Origin of the sequence: Cohaesibacter intestini, from assembly GCF_003324485.1 — a bacterium.
Classification (GTDB): domain Bacteria; phylum Pseudomonadota; class Alphaproteobacteria; order Rhizobiales; family Cohaesibacteraceae; genus Cohaesibacter; species Cohaesibacter intestini.
Map to the genome: position 1 here is coordinate 770,312 of NZ_QODK01000003.1, position 15,849 is coordinate 786,160.

General features: G+C 55.7%; 13 protein-coding genes. 12 read left to right on the forward strand and 1 reads right to left on the reverse strand.

Annotation, left to right across the window (positions count from 1 at the left end):
• The first annotated feature begins 307 nt into the window (after window positions 1–307).
• The 9 genes from DSD30_RS14150 (at window position 308) to DSD30_RS14190 (ending at window position 10,877) form a co-directional block, all read left to right on the forward strand.
• Entirely contained in the window at window positions 308–976 is a 669-nt protein-coding gene (locus tag DSD30_RS14150; protein WP_114010293.1) for a DUF2291 family protein, read from the forward strand.
• Window positions 977–1,050: 74 nt separating this feature from the next.
• Window positions 1,051–2,532 (forward strand): sugar ABC transporter ATP-binding protein, encoded by a 1,482-nt coding sequence (locus DSD30_RS14155; protein WP_245418485.1) that lies wholly within the window; start codon window positions 1,051–1,053, stop codon window positions 2,530–2,532.
• A 51-nt stretch (window positions 2,533–2,583) separates the two neighbouring features.
• Window positions 2,584–3,630 (forward strand): ABC transporter permease, encoded by a 1,047-nt coding sequence (locus DSD30_RS14160; protein ID WP_114010475.1) that lies wholly within the window; start codon window positions 2,584–2,586, stop codon window positions 3,628–3,630.
• An 88-nt stretch (window positions 3,631–3,718) separates the two neighbouring features.
• Window positions 3,719–4,666 (forward strand): D-ribose ABC transporter substrate-binding protein, encoded by a 948-nt coding sequence (locus tag DSD30_RS14165; protein ID WP_114010295.1) that lies wholly within the window; start codon window positions 3,719–3,721, stop codon window positions 4,664–4,666.
• A gap of 338 nt (window positions 4,667–5,004) precedes the next feature.
• A complete protein-coding gene (locus tag DSD30_RS14170) occupies window positions 5,005–6,546 on the forward strand; it encodes an FGGY-family carbohydrate kinase (RefSeq protein ID WP_114010296.1) in 1,542 nt (513 codons plus the stop codon).
• Window positions 6,543–7,310, forward strand: a complete 768-nt coding sequence (locus tag DSD30_RS14175) for a DeoR/GlpR family DNA-binding transcription regulator (protein WP_114010297.1) — start codon at window positions 6,543–6,545, stop codon at window positions 7,308–7,310. Before DSD30_RS14170 ends, DSD30_RS14175 begins: the two co-directional genes overlap by 4 nt.
• Window positions 7,307–9,004, forward strand: coding sequence for a glycerol-3-phosphate dehydrogenase/oxidase (locus tag DSD30_RS14180; protein ID WP_114010298.1), 1,698 nt, complete (start codon window positions 7,307–7,309; stop codon window positions 9,002–9,004). The genes DSD30_RS14175 and DSD30_RS14180 overlap by 4 nt, the downstream gene beginning before the upstream one ends.
• A 328-nt stretch (window positions 9,005–9,332) precedes the next feature.
• A complete protein-coding gene (locus DSD30_RS14185; RefSeq protein ID WP_114010299.1) occupies window positions 9,333–10,097 on the forward strand; it encodes a DeoR/GlpR family DNA-binding transcription regulator in 765 nt (254 codons plus the stop codon).
• Between the two features lie 3 nt (window positions 10,098–10,100).
• Entirely contained in the window at window positions 10,101–10,877 is a 777-nt protein-coding gene (locus DSD30_RS14190) for a triose-phosphate isomerase (protein WP_114010300.1), read from the forward strand.
• A 278-nt stretch (window positions 10,878–11,155) separates the two neighbouring features.
• Here the strand turns inward: DSD30_RS14190 and derI are convergent, their stop codons facing one another.
• Window positions 11,156–11,611: a D-erythrulose-4-phosphate isomerase gene (gene derI, locus DSD30_RS14195; RefSeq protein WP_114010301.1), complete on the reverse strand. Its 456-nt coding sequence runs from the start codon at window positions 11,609–11,611 to the stop codon at window positions 11,156–11,158.
• A 351-nt stretch (window positions 11,612–11,962) separates the two neighbouring features.
• Between derI and tkt the strand changes: the two genes are divergently transcribed.
• From tkt to fsa, 3 genes are all read left to right on the forward strand, one after another.
• Window positions 11,963–13,972 (forward strand): transketolase, encoded by a 2,010-nt coding sequence (gene tkt, locus DSD30_RS14200; protein WP_114010302.1) that lies wholly within the window; start codon window positions 11,963–11,965, stop codon window positions 13,970–13,972.
• A 73-nt stretch (window positions 13,973–14,045) separates the two neighbouring features.
• Window positions 14,046–14,702 carry a phosphoglycolate phosphatase gene (gene gph, locus DSD30_RS14205; protein WP_114010303.1) on the forward strand — a complete coding sequence of 219 codons (657 nt, stop codon included), beginning with the start codon at window positions 14,046–14,048 and terminating at the stop codon, window positions 14,700–14,702.
• Between the two features lie 145 nt (window positions 14,703–14,847).
• Window positions 14,848–15,501, forward strand: coding sequence for a fructose-6-phosphate aldolase (gene fsa / locus DSD30_RS14210; RefSeq protein ID WP_114010304.1), 654 nt, complete (start codon window positions 14,848–14,850; stop codon window positions 15,499–15,501).
• Window positions 15,502–15,849: the final 348 nt, after the last annotated feature.

Here is a 15,849-nt window from a genome sequence, read left to right on the forward strand (position 1 = left end):
TTCATATCATAAAAAATCTTGCCTGTGTGAATTTTTTTGCAGACAAAGTATTTTATTTCATCTATTGTTGGATCGTCGCAACCGAGAATTAACCGGTTTCGACATGTGCCGGGCAATGTGCTGTGGAGGGTGCATCCGGTGCAAAAAGGGGAGGAGTGGGTTCGCACATTTGCGCGCCGAGACAGTCATGTCTTCACGCTCCAAAATTGGAATTTTGCCCAATGCTGAGGCCGTCACTCTGGTCTTGCATCAGGCATCTGTTTCGGCGGCATCTAGGATCTGTCGGATCAAGCGGGAGGAGCGTAGAATGGCTGCAACCATAGCCAACGCCAAATCAAGACAGGGATCGACCCAAAGATCATCAAAAGGCTGGATGATCGCTTGTACCATGCTGGTTGCATTGGTGGGTGCGATTGCCTTGGACACCAAAGTGGTCGTGATTGGCTCTGCTGAAGATGCGCGGCAGGAAGCCTTCAACCCGGACCGCTTCGGGCAACAAAATTTCCCGCGCATTCGAGATGCGGTCATTGCCAAGGCACCTGATGCCACCGATCTGGCAGCTGGCCTGAAGAGCGACAAGAAAGCGGCGGTCAAGGAATATGCCACAATGGCAGGGGCATTTCCTGTCTTGCCTGTCAAACTGTCTGGCGTTGCTGGCAAGGGCTCTTCAGGCATCTTCCCGGTTTTGGTTGAAGGCTTGCCAGAAGGCACCAAGGTGCGGGTCCAGACCGGCCCAGCCATCAATGGCACCGAGTTGCGCGACATTGTCGGCGACATCGAGTTCGGTCAGTTCAAAAACCAAATCGAATACCAGGATGCAGGCGCAGGCATCAATCGTGCCATGGCTGCTGACATCCTGTCTGACTTGGATCGTGGCAGTCTTGAAGGCAAGTCCATCGAGGTAATTGGAGCCTTCAAACTGATTAATCCGAAAAACTGGCTTGTGACTCCGGTAAGCCTGGAGGTCAAACCATGACCGCAGCAACGCCAATCGCAACAGCCAGCGCCGCACCAGAAGCCGTGCGCGCCGCAGGCAAGAGCGAAGTCGTGATGAAGGCGCGGAATATTTCCAAATCCTTCGGTGCTATCCACGCCCTGCGCAATGTGAATTTCGACGTCCATAAGGGCGAAGTGACCACCTTGTTCGGCGAAAATGGCGCAGGCAAATCGACCTTGATGAAGATCCTGTCCGGCGTCTTTCGGCCCACCTCGGGCGAGATCATCCTCAATGGCGAGGATGTCAGCTTCAGCTCGACGGTCGATGCGCGTGATATGGGGGTTTCGATCATCCATCAGGAATTGTCGCTGGCTCCCAATATGAATGTGCGGGATAATATTTTCATTGGACGTGAAATCACTAGCCCGAAAGGCGTTGATTTTGCAGAAGAAGAGCGCCAGACCCGCGCCCTGATGGAAGAGTTGCAGGAAGATATCGACCCGCTAACCTTGGTTGGTGATCTGCGGCTTGGCCAGCAGCAGCTGGTAGAAATTGCCCGCGCTTTGTCGGTCAATTCGCGCATTCTCATTATGGATGAGCCAACTTCGGCTTTGTCGGCCTCTGAAGTGGACGTGCTGTTTGAGGTGATCCGCGACTTGAAAGCTCGCGGCGTCTCCATCGTCTATATCTCCCACCATCTCGAAGAAGCCTTGCAGATCACCGAACATGCGGTGGTGCTGCGGGACGGCACCGTCACCGCCCGCGCCCCGCGCTCGGAAATCGATCTGGAATGGATCGTACGCAATATGGTCGGCGAGGGGTTCGATCTTGGCAGTCCGCCACTTGGCTATGAGTTTGGCGAGCCAGCCCTGCAGATCGAAAATCTAACCGTCCACACCAATGGCGGCGCCCGCCTGTCGGTAGACAATTTGTCGCTCGAAGTGAAACAAGGCGAGATTATCTGTATTTATGGCCTGATGGGCGCTGGACGCACGGAGTTGATGGAATGCATCGCCGGGCGGTTGCCAGAAACAGGTGGCCGGGTGCTGTTGCGCGAGGAAGATATGGCAGGCTTGCGTATCTCAGAGCGCATCGCGCGTGGTCTGGTGCTGGTGCCCGAAGACCGCCAGAAGGACGGATTGGTTCAAACCATGACGGTTGGGCGCAACCTGTCGCTCGCGTCGATCCGCAATTTCAGCAGGAAGTTTTTCACCAACGTCAAGGACGAGTTGGAGATTATCGAACGGTCTATCAAGGAAGTGACCATCAAGACCGATGGGCATCAGGCTGCGATCAGCTCCCTGTCCGGCGGCAATCAGCAAAAGGTCGTGATTGGCAAGATGCTAGCGACCCAGCCGGACGTGATCGTCCTCGACGAGCCGAGCCGCGGCATCGATATCGGCGCCAAGGCCGAGGTTTTCAAAATCCTGTCGGAACACGCCAGACAGGGCATGGCTGTCATTTATTCCACCTCCGAGGTGGGCGAATGCCTCTCCATCGCTCATCGGATCATCGTCATGCGTCGGGGCAGGATCTCGGCAGAATTTGGCCATGACACCACAAAAGAAGCAATCATGGCCGCTTCAGGCGAGTGACGACAACCCAACAATATGAATGGATTTAATGTGATGCAGGAAGCGACAACCATGGCAGATCCGTCATCCACCAAAACCAGAGCGCCCGCCAAGCCCGGCAATGACTTCTCTCTGATCAGAATTTTGCTCGAAGGACGCGCCTTCTTCGCGTTGATTGTCATCATCGCAATCTTTTCCTTCCTGTCGCCCAATTATGCGACAATTTCCAACTTCCTGATCATGGCCAACCATGTCGCCATTTTCGGCCTGCTGGCCATTGGCATGCTGCTGGTCATTCTGAATGGCGGGATTGATCTCTCGGTCGGCTCGGTGCTGGCCTTGTCCGGGGTCTTTGCGGGCTTTCTGATGCAGGGGATCGAGTTGGAATCCCTCGGCATTCTGATCTATTTCCCAGTCTGGGCCGTGGTCTTGATCACCATTGCGCTCGGGGCCTTTGTCGGCTCGATCAGCGGCGTCCTCATTGCCTATTTCAAGGTGCCTGCTTTCGTGTCCACACTCGGGACACTCTATGTGGCCCGTGGCGTGGCGCTCCTGATGACCAACGGTCTGACCTACAACAATCTTTCGGGCCGTCCGGAATTTGGCAATACCGGCTTTGAATGGCTCGGCTTTAACCGCATTGCGGGTGTCCCGATCGGTGTCATCGTGTTGGCCGTGGTTGCCCTCGTTGTCAGCCTTGTACTGTCTCGTACCGCCTTTGGCCGCTGGCTTTATTCTTCGGGTGGCAACGCCCATGCCGCCGAGCTGGCTGGCGTGCCGGTCAAGCGGGTGCAGGTCATCGTCTATACCATTTCCGGGGCTTGTGCAGCGATAGCCGGGATCGTGCTCAGCTCGCAGCTGACGTCTGCAGGCCCAACCGCAGGCTTCACCTATGAAATGATCGCCATTGCCGCCGTTGTCGTCGGCGGAGCCTCGCTGATGGGCGGTCTTGGCACCGTGCGCGGCACCATGCTTGGCGCCTTCGTCATCGGCTTCCTGTCCGACGGTCTCGTCATTATCGGCGTGTCTTCTTACTGGCAGACCGTCTTTACCGGCGCCGTCATCGTCCTCGCCGTGCTCATCAATTCCATCAAATATAGCGGCAGAGGCGCGCGATAACTTTCTTACTATTCACTGTTCCGCCTGGGAGGAGATCCAGGTGCAAAACCGCCTTAGTCAGGCGTTTAACCAAGGGGAGACTATTTCAATGATCAAGTTCACCAAACAGATTCTGCTGGCAGCCGCCACCGCATTGCCTCTGATGGCAAGCCCGGTTCTGGCCAAAGATCTGATTTCCATCATCGTGACCGATCCGGCCAACCCATATTGGTTCACTGAAGGGGAAGTGGCAAAGGCGACCGCAGAAAAACTGGGTTACGAAGCCAATGTCTCCGCGCACAAGGGTGACACGAACGTCGAATCCAACCTTGTGGATGCAGCCATCACCAACGGCGCCAAGGCCCTCATCCTTGATCCGGCCAACGCTGATGGCTCCGTCGGTGTGGTCAAAAAAGCCACCGCAGCAGGCATCCCGGTCTTTCTTGTGAATGCGGAAATCAACGAATCCGGCATCGCCATCGCTCAGCTCGTGTCCAACAACGCACAAGGTGCTGCTCTGGGTGCGGTTGCTTGGCAGGAAATGGTCGGCGAAAAAGCCAACTATGTCGAGTTCTTCGGCAACCCTGCTGACAACAACGCGGCCACCCGTTCCAACGGCTACAACACGGTTTTGAGCCAATATCCTGATCTCAAAAAAGTGGCTGAAGAAGTGGCCAACTGGGACCGGACCCAAGGCTATAACAAAATGCAGTCGATCATTCAGGCCCATGACAATATCGAAGCCGTTATTTCCGGCAACGATGAAATGGCTCTGGGCGCCATTGCTGCTCTGAAAGAAGCAGGCAAGCTGGACGGCGTGATCGTCGGTGGTTTTGATGGATCGCCAGACGCAGTTGATGCCGTCAAATCCGGCGAACTGGCCTACACCGTTCTCCAGCCAGTTGCTGTCTTCTCTCGTGAAGCCGTTGAGCAGGCTGATTACTACATTAAGAATGGCAAAGCCAAAGTTGCCAACGAAAAGCAGCTGTTTGATTGCCTGCTGATCACCAAGGACAATGTGGCCAACTATACCGGTCCATTCGTCCTGTCTGAATAAGCAACATTCGGACGTGTAAACTTGCGACCGGGTGGGGAACTTCCCGGTTGCATGCCCGCCCAAGGGCCCGCCCGATCCGCAATCCAGTCGCGGGTCGGGTGTTTTTTTGCCGCTGCATATACCGGGCTTGAAACTCTGAGGAAATGTGAGAAAGTCTGAAAATAACATTAAAAAATGAGACAATAACAAAAAGAGTTGATAACATTTAGATGAGCATCGTCATGCGCCTGTGTCTGTCGCGCTGATTTTCAGCTGGCCGAAAACAAGGCCCGAGGCGAAGTCCGTGACAAAGATTGGCACAAATAGGCGCAAACCCTCTTTTCACAGGAGTGGAATCCATGGCCTACCTTCTCGGAATAGACAACGGCCTGACCAACTCGAAGGCGGTTGTCTTTGATCTTGATGGAAACGCGATTGCCACGGCACGCCGCCGCATTGCCCAGCGCATGCCACAGCCCCATTTTGTTGAACGCGATATGGTCGAGCTTTGGCTGGCCACTGCGGGGGCGATCAAGGAGGCCCTTGAAAGCGCAGCCTGTCAGCCGTCTGAGATTTTGGCGGTAGGGGCGACCGCCCATGGCGATGGGCTTTATCTGCTTGACCATGATCAGCAGCCCTTGGGCAATGGCATCCTGTCGCTCGACAGTCGGGCCGGAGACATCGTTACGGACTGGCAACAGGGCGGAACAGACCGGGCCGCCTTGGAACTGTCCGGCCAATGTCCACACTTGTCCGCACCTGCGGCGCTTCTTGCATGGATCCGTCGTCACCAGCCGGAGCGTTTTGACAAAATAGGCAGCGTCATTGCCTGTAAGGACTGGCTGCGTTTTTGCCTCACCGGAACCGTTGGCACCGATCTGACCGAAGCCAGTATTTCCTTCACCGATCCACATAGTCAGGACTATCGCGGGGACATTTTGACCCTTTACGGGCTGGAAAGTCTGTCCGGTGCCCTGCCAGACATTGCACTTCCAGACGAGATCGTTGGATATGTAACAGACGAGGCAGCCATGGTGACGGGTCTTGCCAGAGGCACGCCCGTGGTTGCGGGGCTGCATGATGTCACTGCGTCTGCCCTTGGGGCTGGTGGATATGGGGTGGGGAGCGTGGCCATTGTTGCTGGCACATACTCGATCAATGAAACCGTCTCAAACGCACCCAAGATCGATCCGCGATGGTTTTGTCGCAACGGCATCCGGCGCGGGGAATGGAACAATATGGCCATCTCACCGGCATCTGCGGCCAATTATGATTGGGTCCTCGATACATTCTGCCAGCAGGAAAAGGCCCAACATGGCGAGGCCTTGCATATCATGATCGCCGCTGAGCTTGAGACCGCACGCGATAACGCCTCCGCCATCCTGTTCCATCCCTATCTGTTTGGCTCTCCCCATGGTCCGGGCAGTTCGGCAGGCTTTCTGGGATTGCACGGCTGGCACGGGCGTGGTGATGTGCTCCGCGCCCTTATGGAAGGCATTGCCTTCAATCATCGCCTCCATTGCGATGCCTTGCGGGAAGGCTTTTCGCCCACGATCGCCCGACTGACCGGCGGCATTTCGCGCAATCCGGTCTATGCCCAACTCTTTGCCGATGCACTCGCTATGAAGGTCTCTGTTTCCGACGTGGACGAACCTGCTGCATGGGGGGCTGCTCTTTGTGCGGGCAGCGGAGCGGGGCTCTTTGCTTCTCCCACACATGATCCGCGCGCCGACGCTGGCTCCGATCAAATCGCTATCTATGACCCCAATCCCATCCACCGCCAGCAGCTTGACACGCTTTATGCTTTGCATTGCGAGGCCTCGGAAGCCTTGCGTCCGATCTGGCAAAAGCTTGAAGACCTGTCCCAATCCATGGCTGCCAGCAAAGGAGTCGCGCAATGAAGCCAAGAGAACGCAAAGATGCCATTGCTGCCTATGTGATGGAACAGGGCGACGTGCGGATTGATGATCTGGTCGAGCGCTTTGACGTCTCGCGCATGACCATCCTTCGCCATGTTGACGCCTTGGCCGCCCAAGGGGTGCTGCGCAAACTGCATGGATCGGTCACTGCCCAGCCATCCAGTGTCTATGAAAGCCTGTTCGCCTTTCGTCAGACCCAGAATACCGAAGAGAAGTCGGCGCTTGCCAAGGTTGCCGTTGAGGAAATCGAACCGGGGCAGGTGGTGTTTATCGACGAGAGCACCACAGCGAGCGCGATAGCGCCACTGTTGGAGGCCAAGTTGCCCGTGAAACTGGTCACCAACAGTCTGGGTCTAGCCAATATGGCCGTCGAGATCGAGGACGTGTCACTCTTGTTGGTAGGGGGCGACTATCACCCCACCTACAATGCCTTTATCGGTCATGTCTGCGAAAGCGCCATCGCGGCTTTGCGTGGCAATCTGTTTCTGTGCTCAGCTTCGGCGGTCAATGAAGGCTGCGCTTTCATTCAGGATCCGCAAATTATCCGGGTCAAACAGGCCATGTTTCGCGCCGCGCAAAGGCGGGTTCTAATGGTGGATTCCTCCAAGTTCGACAAGGTCGCACTGCATCATTTCGCGAGCCTGGATGATTTTGATCTGGTGTTGGTGGATGCGGCGGTGCCTTCCGCGACATTGGAGGCGCTGACCGCAATGAATGTCCCACTTAAACAGGTATCGAAGCGATGACCAAGGAATGCAATGCCAAGCCGGTTGATGTGCTGATTGTCGGGGCCGGGATCAATGGGGCGGGACTGTTTCGCGATTTGTGCCTGCAGGGCGTCTCGACGGTGTTGATCGACAAGGGCGACTATGGCTCCGGTACCTCGGCAGCCCCCTCGCGACTCATCCATGGCGGCATCAAATATCTCGAAACCGGCGAATTGCGCCTTGTTGCCCAGTCGACCCTTGAGCGCAATCTGCTGCTCAAAAACGCGCCCCATGCAGTGAAACCATTGCCAACCATCATCCCGATCTTCTCATGGTTCAATGGCGTATCAGCCGCTTTGCGCACCTTGTTCGGCTCTGTCACGGCCCCCAGAAGCCGCGGCGCATTGCTGATCGAGATTGGTCTCATCCTCTATGATCTTTATGGTGCGCGGGACCGGGTCATGCCGCGCCATCGCTTCTGGACCAAGGCCAAGGCCTTGGCGGAAATGCCCTTTCTCACGCCGCGGATCGTTGCGGCTGGCACCTATCACGACGCCATGGTGTGTGTTCCGGAGCGTTTGGTGCTCGAATTGGTCAAGGATGGACTTGCCACCGCTCCGCAATCCGAAGCGCACACCTACACTAGCCTTGAGCAAAGCCAAGGCGACATCGTGACGGTCTGCCATGAAGATGGCACACGGCAGACCTATCGTCCCAGAATTCTGATCAACGCTGCAGGGCCCTGGATTGATCGGGTCAACGGGCTTTTGGGGTTCGAGACGAAACTGATTGGCGGCACAAAAGGCTCGCACATTATCATTGATAGTCCAGAACTGGTCGCCGCCCTCAAGGGGCGTATGGTCTATTATGAAGCCGATGATGGCCGCATCTGTTTGGTCTTTGACTATCATGGCCGTGCTCTGGTTGGCTCGACGGATGTCTTTGCTGATGATCCGGATAAAGTGCGTTGCGAAGACGACGAAATCGCCTATTTTCTGGAGAGTCTTTCTGGTCTGCTGCCCGACCTGAAACTGGAGCGCAGCCAGATCGTCTATTGTTATTCCGGCATTCGGCCATTACCAGCGGCCGACAACACAGAGGCAGGTCTCGTCAGTCGAGATCATTCTTCCCCGCGTCACGCACCCGATGAAATGCGTCCCTATCCGGTCATTTCCCTTGTTGGTGGCAAATGGACAACCTTCCGAGGATTTGCTGAAGAGGTTTGTAATCGGTTGCTCGGTGAGTTGGGCCTAGAGCGACAAATTTCGACACGCGCTGCTCCGATCGGTGGAGGGGTCAATTATCCGCAGAGTGATCACGACAAGGCCAATTGGTTGAAACAGCAGAGGCAACTGCATGCGGTCAGCGAAACGCGGGCATGGCTATTGTTCGAGCGGTATGGCACGACCGCGAGCCAGATCATTGCGCTCGAGGCGTCCGGTTATCGGCTGATCAATGGCACTCGCGACCATTCTGACGTTGAAATTGACTGGATTGTTCGTAACGAAGGTGTCTGCCACGTGATGGACATACTGGTCCGCCGCACCTTGATCGGCGTTGATGGATCGCTGACGATCAACGCCCTTGATGACATTGCGCGCATTTGCGGGAACGCGCTGGGTTGGAGTGATGCCCGTATCCAGTCAGAAATCGATGATGCAGCGAGACAGTTGGCTGAGCGGCATCGGGTCACAATTTCCTCTGAAGGGTCCGGCTATGCCCCACTAGGATGAGGTGGGCAATCGTGCTTTTTTCCAGCCTTGGCCGCCCTTTGAAACAGGACGGCATTTTTCCTGCCTTGTTGCACACTCATATCGATAATTGGCTCCTGTGGGCAGGGGGCGTTCATCGCGCAGGATGACCCTTGCATGTAGGGGCGCTGTGGCTATGGTGAGATCAGACTCAGGCGTGGTTGATATGCATGATCCTTGCATCTTCAAAGCATGTTTGGTTGAAAAATATCACGAATAAAAATCACAAAATAACACAAAATTATTGATTTTGAGATGTTATGTGTTACAAATCAAAGGTCCGTAGAAATGCCGGACGTGGAGGTGTCGCGTGAGAGGCGAAGACCGTAGACAATTCATTATGGATCTCCTCGTGGAGCACAGGGCCGTCGATATTGATGACCTTGCCCAGAGATTCAGCGTGTCGAAAATGACCATTCACCGGGATCTGGACGAGCTTGAACAGAGCGGTGTCTTGCGGAAAGTGCGTGGCGGGGCGACGGCTGATGCCGGCAACCAGTTCGAAAGCGATTTTCGCATTCGCGCTCGGCAGGATGCCGATGCCAAAAACCGGATGGCTGAAGAGGCTCTCAAGCTGATCGAACCGGGCATGACGGTGATGATCAATGATGGCTCGATGTCAGCTGTTTTGGGCTCAATGCTGAGCCAGAAGCGACCTCTCACTGTCATTACCAACAATCAGGCCATCATCAGCGCCCTGCTGGGCGAGGTTGGTATTACATTGTTGGTTCTGGGCGGGATCTATTCAGCCAAGTTCAACGCCTATAGCGGTGTGGTGACCGAAGAGACACTTCAGCGGTTGCGGGCCGATATTGCTTTTATTTCTGCACCGGCAGTCTCGGGGCTGCAGGCATTTCATATGGATGACAACATTGTGCGGGCCAAGCAGGCGATGATGCAGGCCGCCACCCGCAAATGTCTGCTGGTAAACCATTCCCGTTTCAATCGCACAGCGCTTCACGTTTTGTCGGATCTCAGGAGTTTCGACTGGATCATCACCGATGGTGAGCCCGATGCTAACGTGTCCGAAGAGCTCAAAGGGGCGGGATTAACCCTCACTGTTGCAAGGACTTAACCCATGACTGTCACCCCTCGTTTCTGGATCGGCACAAGCTGGAAGATGAACAAGACGCTGGCCGAAGCCGTCACCTTTGCAGAAGGTCTGAAGGCAGCGGACGCCAGCCGTGATCCGCGTATCCAGCGCTTTGTCATTCCGCCGTTCACCGCTGTGCGCGAAGTCAAGGCCATGTTGTCGGACAGTTCGGTCAAGGTCGGTGCGCAGAATATGCATTGGGATGATGCCGGCGCTTGGACGGGGGAAGTCTCGCCCTTGATGCTCACCGACTGCAATCTTGATATTGTCGAACTGGGACATTCCGAGCGGCGGGAATTTTTTGGTGAAACCAATGAGACGGTCGGCCTCAAAACCGAAGCGGCTGTCCGTCACGGTCTAACCCCCTTGATCTGCATCGGTGAAACCTTGGCAGACAAGGAAGCGGGAAAAGCGGCAGACGTGCTGGCTGAAGAAGTGCGTGGCGCGTTGGGCAAACTGAGTGGCGAACAAAAAGAATCCCAGATCCTTTTGGCTTACGAACCCGTCTGGGCCATTGGGGTGAATGGCATTCCGGCCAGCGCAGACTATGCCGACGCGCGGCAGGCCGAAATTCTCGATGTGGCCGAGGAAATGCTGGGCTATCGCCCGCTTTGCCTCTATGGCGGCTCAGTCAATCCGGGCAATTGTGAAGAGCTGATTTCCTGCCCGAATATTGACGGTCTGTTCATCGGACGGTCCGCATGGCATGTCGAGGGCTATCTCGATATCCTGACCAAATGCTCTGCCAAGTTAGACGCTTAAGAGCCTGGATAAGGCGAATTTTGGGCGCGGTCTATCCGCGCCTTATTCGTAAGCAAGACAAACAAAAACGCCGCATCAACCCCATATGGTTGGTGCGGCGTTCCCGTCTTGAAAACTGTAATCGAGTGATAAAAATCACATCTCAGACCTGCGGTCTTGCGCCAAATTGCTGCTCACGATGGCGGTGACCTTGAATGAGGGCGAGCGGGGCGGCCTGTTGCCAGACGGGAGAGATCTGCCCCGGTTCGGTCCTGCGGAGGTCAGAGACCGAACAGCCCTCAAGCTTGATTATACTTTGCGTCAACCGCATCGATCGCGGCAACGTTGCTCGCAGAGCGACCTTCTGGATCAAAGCTCTCTTTGAGGAATGTGTCGGCAATCGTCTTGGCGACTTCAGCACCGATGACCCGTGCGCCCATAGTGATGATCTGCGCATTGTTCGACAGGGCGGCGCGCTCTGCGGAATAGGTGTCATGGGTGAGAGCGGCACGAATGCCCGGAACCTTGTTGGCAGCAATGCACACGCCGATCCCCGTGCCGCACACCAGAATGGCGCGGTCATAGGTGCCATCAATCACTTTGGAGGCAACCCGGTCGGACAGGTTGGCATAAAAGGCGTCTGGTCCGTCTTCGGTGCGCGAAATCTCTGACACGTCGTAAGAATCCTTGAGATGTTCGGCCAGAATCTTGGCGAGGCCTTCTCCGGCGCTGTCGCCTGCAATTGCAATTTTCATGATGGCTTCCTTCCCTGAGACATTGGCCCTGAGGCTCCAAATCAAGTGGTTCAAACATGATGAACCTTAAAACGACACCGGTCGCTGACCGGCGGGTCATTGTTGCTGATCTCCGCGGATGGTTGTCTGGGGCGCTTTGCTTGGTGCGCGGCACCGGTTCGCCCATCCGTTTGAGTAGCTTGTGACTCTTTTTAACGCCGAAACATCACAAAAACAACACAAAATATGTGATTGAGTTGTGATTTTGAGGGAATTGTCGCCAATAAATCACATAATTCTTTAAGATTTGTGATTTTCAGTTGTGATTATGTGATGTTTGGTGTAGGTAAGGGGCCATAGGAGGACAGTGTGATGATCAGTGACCCATTCATTGCCAGCAAAGAGAAGCTGGCTCCCGAGAATTTTGCACTCGCCAACTGCATTCGCGCACTTTCGATCGACGCAGTCAATGCCGCCAATTCGGGCCATCCAGGCGCACCGATGGGCATGGCAGATGCGGCGACCGTGTTGTTTCGCAATCATCTGAAATTCGATGCATCCCAACCCAACTGGCCGGATCGGGACCGCTTTGTGCTGTCCAATGGCCATGCATCCATGATGCTTTATTCGTTGCTGCATCTGACCGGCTACGAAGACATGACCATTGAGGAAATTCGCAATTTCCGCCAGTGGGGATCCAAGACGGCAGGTCACCCGGAATATGGTCACGCGCAGGGCGTTGAAACCACTACCGGCCCGCTGGGGCAGGGCATTGCCACTGCTGTTGGTATGGCCATGTCCGAGCGTCTTCTGGCCGAGGAATTTCCGGGTCTGGTTGATCACAACACCTATGTCATGCTCGGCGACGGTTGCTTGCAGGAAGGCATTGGTCAGGAAGCCATCAGCCTTGCCGGCCATCTGGGCCTGGGCAAACTGATCGTGCTTTATGATGACAATGACATCACCATCGACGGTCCGACTTCGATTTCCTTTTCTGAAAATATTCCCGGTCGCTTCGAAGCTTGCGGCTGGCATGTGCAATCCTGCGATGGCCACGACGCCAATGCCATCGATGCAGCCCTTTCTGCTGCCAAGGCGGTGACAGACAAGCCTTCGATGATCGCCATGAAAACCGTCATTGGTTTTGGGTCTCCCAACCGGGCTGGTACGGCTGGCGCGCATGGTGCACCACTTGGGGCCGAAGAGGGCGAAGCTGCCAAACAGGCGCTTGGCTGGACGGCTGAGCCGTTCGAAATTCCGTCCGATCTCGCCCAAGACTGGCGCGCCATCGGAGCCAAAGGCCAGACCGCCCGCATGGATTGGGAAACGGCACTTTCCGAGCATCCGCAAGCGAATGATTTCATTCGGCGCCAAGCCACACATTTGCCGCAAGCCTACGAAACCGCTTTGTCAGACGCGCGCGCCGCGCTCTTTGCTGAACCAGCCAAGGTCGCGACCCGAAAGGCGTCGCAAATGGCGCTTGAAGCCTTGGCAGGGTCTCTGCCAGAGCTGGTCGGCGGCTCTGCGGATTTGACCGGCTCGAACCTCACCCGTGTCCCTGCGGTCGATAGCCAGTTTACCCGCGAAAAACCCGGCCGTTACATCGGCTATGGCGTGCGAGAATTCGCCATGTCTGCGGCGATGAATGGCATGGCGCTGCATCGGGGCTTCATCCCTTACGGCGGCACCTTTCTGGTTTTCAGTGACTATGCCCGCAATGCCATCCGCCTATCAGCTTTGATGGGCATTGGCACGATCTACGTCATGACCCATGACAGCATCGGCCTCGGTGAAGATGGCCCGACCCACCAACCGGTCGAGCATATGGCAAGCTTGCGGGTCATTCCGGGGCTTCAGGTCTTCCGCCCGTGCGATGCGATGGAAACGCTGGAATGCTGGGACATTGCCATCCGCTCGCGCACCACGCCAAGCCTGATGGCTCTGTCCCGTCAGGGCGTGCCACAGCTGCGCACCGAGGCTGGCGATGAAAATCTCACCGCCAAGGGGGCTTATGTTCTGCGGCACTATGGTGAGGGCCGCGACGTGACCCTGATCGCCACCGGCACCGAAGTGATGCTGGCGGTTGAAGCGGCTGAAAAGCTGCATGCGGACGGTCTCAGCGTGGCGGTTGTCTCCATGCCTTGCTGGGAATTGTTCGACGCCCAGCCACAAACCTATCGCGATGATGTGCTGGGCACCGCGCCGCGCATTGCCATTGAGGCGGCCAGCAAGTTTGGTTGGACCCGCTATGTGGCAAGCGAAGATGATGTGATCGGAATGGATGGCTTTGGTGCTTCGGCACCAGCTGAGCGCCTCTACGAGGAGTTTGGCATCACGTCTGACGCCATCATTGCCCGCGCTCGCACACTCTGCGGTAAATAAAGAGTCCACGTGGCGGTTCGACCCGAAGCGGTCGCCCGCCACCTTGCAAATATTTCTTGGAAAGGACTGGGGCATGGCCCAGATCGTGTTTGATCTTGATGGAACGTTGATCGACAGCGCTCCGGATTTGCAGGCGGTTGCCAACAAGGTGCTGGCGGACGAAGGCAAGCATCCTGTGTCACTGGCACAAGTCAGTGCATTTCTCGGATGCGGAACGCCCACCTTCGTCCAAAGAATGTGTGAAGCATCGGGCATTTCTCAAAGCGAACATAAACGCCTGTTGGCAAACTTTCGTGCGCTCTATGACGGGGCGGTGCATCACACCAAGCCTTATCCCGGTGTTCGCGACGCTTTGCATCAATTGGCCTCAGACGGGCACCAACTGGGAATCTGCACCAACAAGCCGATGAGCCCATGTCTGTCTGTCCTGCGTCATTTGCAGCTCGATCCGCACTTTGACTCCATATTGGGCGGCGATAGCTTGCCGGTTCATAAGCCCGATCCGGCCCCTTTGTTTGCCACCTTTGATGCGTTGGGCAATGGGGATCGCATCTATGTCGGCGACAGCGAAGTTGATGCCGAAACCGCGCGACGGGCAGGAGTGCCGTTTCTGCTCTATACCGAGGGCTATCGCAAACAGGCGATTGAGGAAATGCCGCACACCGCAACCTTTACCCATTTTGACGAACTGCCCGGGCTCATCACCCAGACTCTGGCATCCATTCACTAGAGACGCCACAACAGCCACAACCCGCCGACAGATCGGCACAATCAGACGAATTCAACCGCGCCTCGTAACGGCCCCCGGCGACTGATCCAACCAGATACGCACAGGCAATGCCGCCCCCACGAGACGCTTACTGGAGGAATGAGAAATGAAATTCTTTGTCGATACCGCAATCATCGAAGATATCCGTGAACTGAATGATTATGGCCTGCTTGATGGCGTGACCACCAATCCTTCGTTGATCGCCAAATCTGGCCGTGACTTCAAGGAAGTGATCGCTGAAATCTGCGCGTTGGTCGAAGGCCCGGTTTCCGCCGAAGTGGCCGCCCTCAATTTTGACGGCATGGTCGCCGAAGGTGAGCATCTGGCAGGCATTGCCGACAATGTGGTGATCAAGCTGCCCTTGACTTTGGATGGCCTGAAGGCTTGCCGCCACTTCACCATGAAAGGCATCAAGACCAACGTTACCCTGTGCTTCAGTGCCAACCAGGCTTTGCTTGCTGCCAAGGCTGGCGCCACCTTCATCAGCCCGTTCGTCGGTCGTCTTGATGACCTCAATATTGAGGGTATGGAGCTGATCAGCGATATTCGTCAAATCTACGACAATTATGACTTCAAGACCGAAATCCTGGCCGCTTCGGTCCGAACCGCCAACCATGTCAAGGATGCTGCTTTGGCCGGTGCCGATGTTGCCACCATTCCGCCTGCGGTCATCAAAGGACTGGCAGGCCACGTGCTGACCGACAAGGGGCTTGACCAGTTCGCCAAGGACTGGGCATCCACCGGCCAATCAATCCTCTGAACCTGATTTTCGGGCGATTGTCTTCATCGCTTCAGTGATTTGATACAAGCAAAGGCGGCTGCGTGTCGCCTTTGCTTTTTTGTTTGACGCGACCGAATGGGAATGCCAGAGGTCAGATCTGGTTAAAACCGTCAGTTTGTATCCAATTTTGATAAGTGCTCTGTTTCGTGAAACGTCAAGACAGGTGTACATTCAGATTTTAGAAATGCTACAGGGTCGTGGCGCTCCGGGCCTTTGCAGGGTTTTCCCGAAGCAGATTTGCAATTCGATGGTCGATCGGTCTGCGCGGTTGCGACCAAACGAATATTGTATATGATATCATTACCATAACGGGCCGGTGCGGATCTT

Coding starts and splice junctions, on each gene's coding strand:
- DSD30_RS14155 (WP_245418485.1), top strand. CDS start 1,051: ATGAAGGCGCGGAATATTTCCAAATCCTTCGGTGCTATCCACGCCCTG.
- DSD30_RS14180 (WP_114010298.1), top strand. CDS start 7,307: ATGACCAAGGAATGCAATGCCAAGCCGGTTGATGTGCTGATTGTCGGG.
- gph (WP_114010303.1), top strand. CDS start 14,046: ATGGCCCAGATCGTGTTTGATCTTGATGGAACGTTGATCGACAGCGCT.
- fsa (WP_114010304.1), top strand. CDS start 14,848: ATGAAATTCTTTGTCGATACCGCAATCATCGAAGATATCCGTGAACTG.
- tkt (WP_114010302.1), top strand. CDS start 11,963: ATGATCAGTGACCCATTCATTGCCAGCAAAGAGAAGCTGGCTCCCGAG.
- DSD30_RS14150 (WP_114010293.1), top strand. CDS start 308: ATGGCTGCAACCATAGCCAACGCCAAATCAAGACAGGGATCGACCCAA.
- derI (WP_114010301.1), bottom strand. CDS start 11,611: ATGAAAATTGCAATTGCAGGCGACAGCGCCGGAGAAGGCCTCGCCAAG.
- DSD30_RS14165 (WP_114010295.1), top strand. CDS start 3,719: ATGATCAAGTTCACCAAACAGATTCTGCTGGCAGCCGCCACCGCATTG.
- DSD30_RS14170 (WP_114010296.1), top strand. CDS start 5,005: ATGGCCTACCTTCTCGGAATAGACAACGGCCTGACCAACTCGAAGGCG.
- DSD30_RS14175 (WP_114010297.1), top strand. CDS start 6,543: ATGAAGCCAAGAGAACGCAAAGATGCCATTGCTGCCTATGTGATGGAA.
- DSD30_RS14160 (WP_114010475.1), top strand. CDS start 2,584: ATGGCAGATCCGTCATCCACCAAAACCAGAGCGCCCGCCAAGCCCGGC.
- DSD30_RS14190 (WP_114010300.1), top strand. CDS start 10,101: ATGACTGTCACCCCTCGTTTCTGGATCGGCACAAGCTGGAAGATGAAC.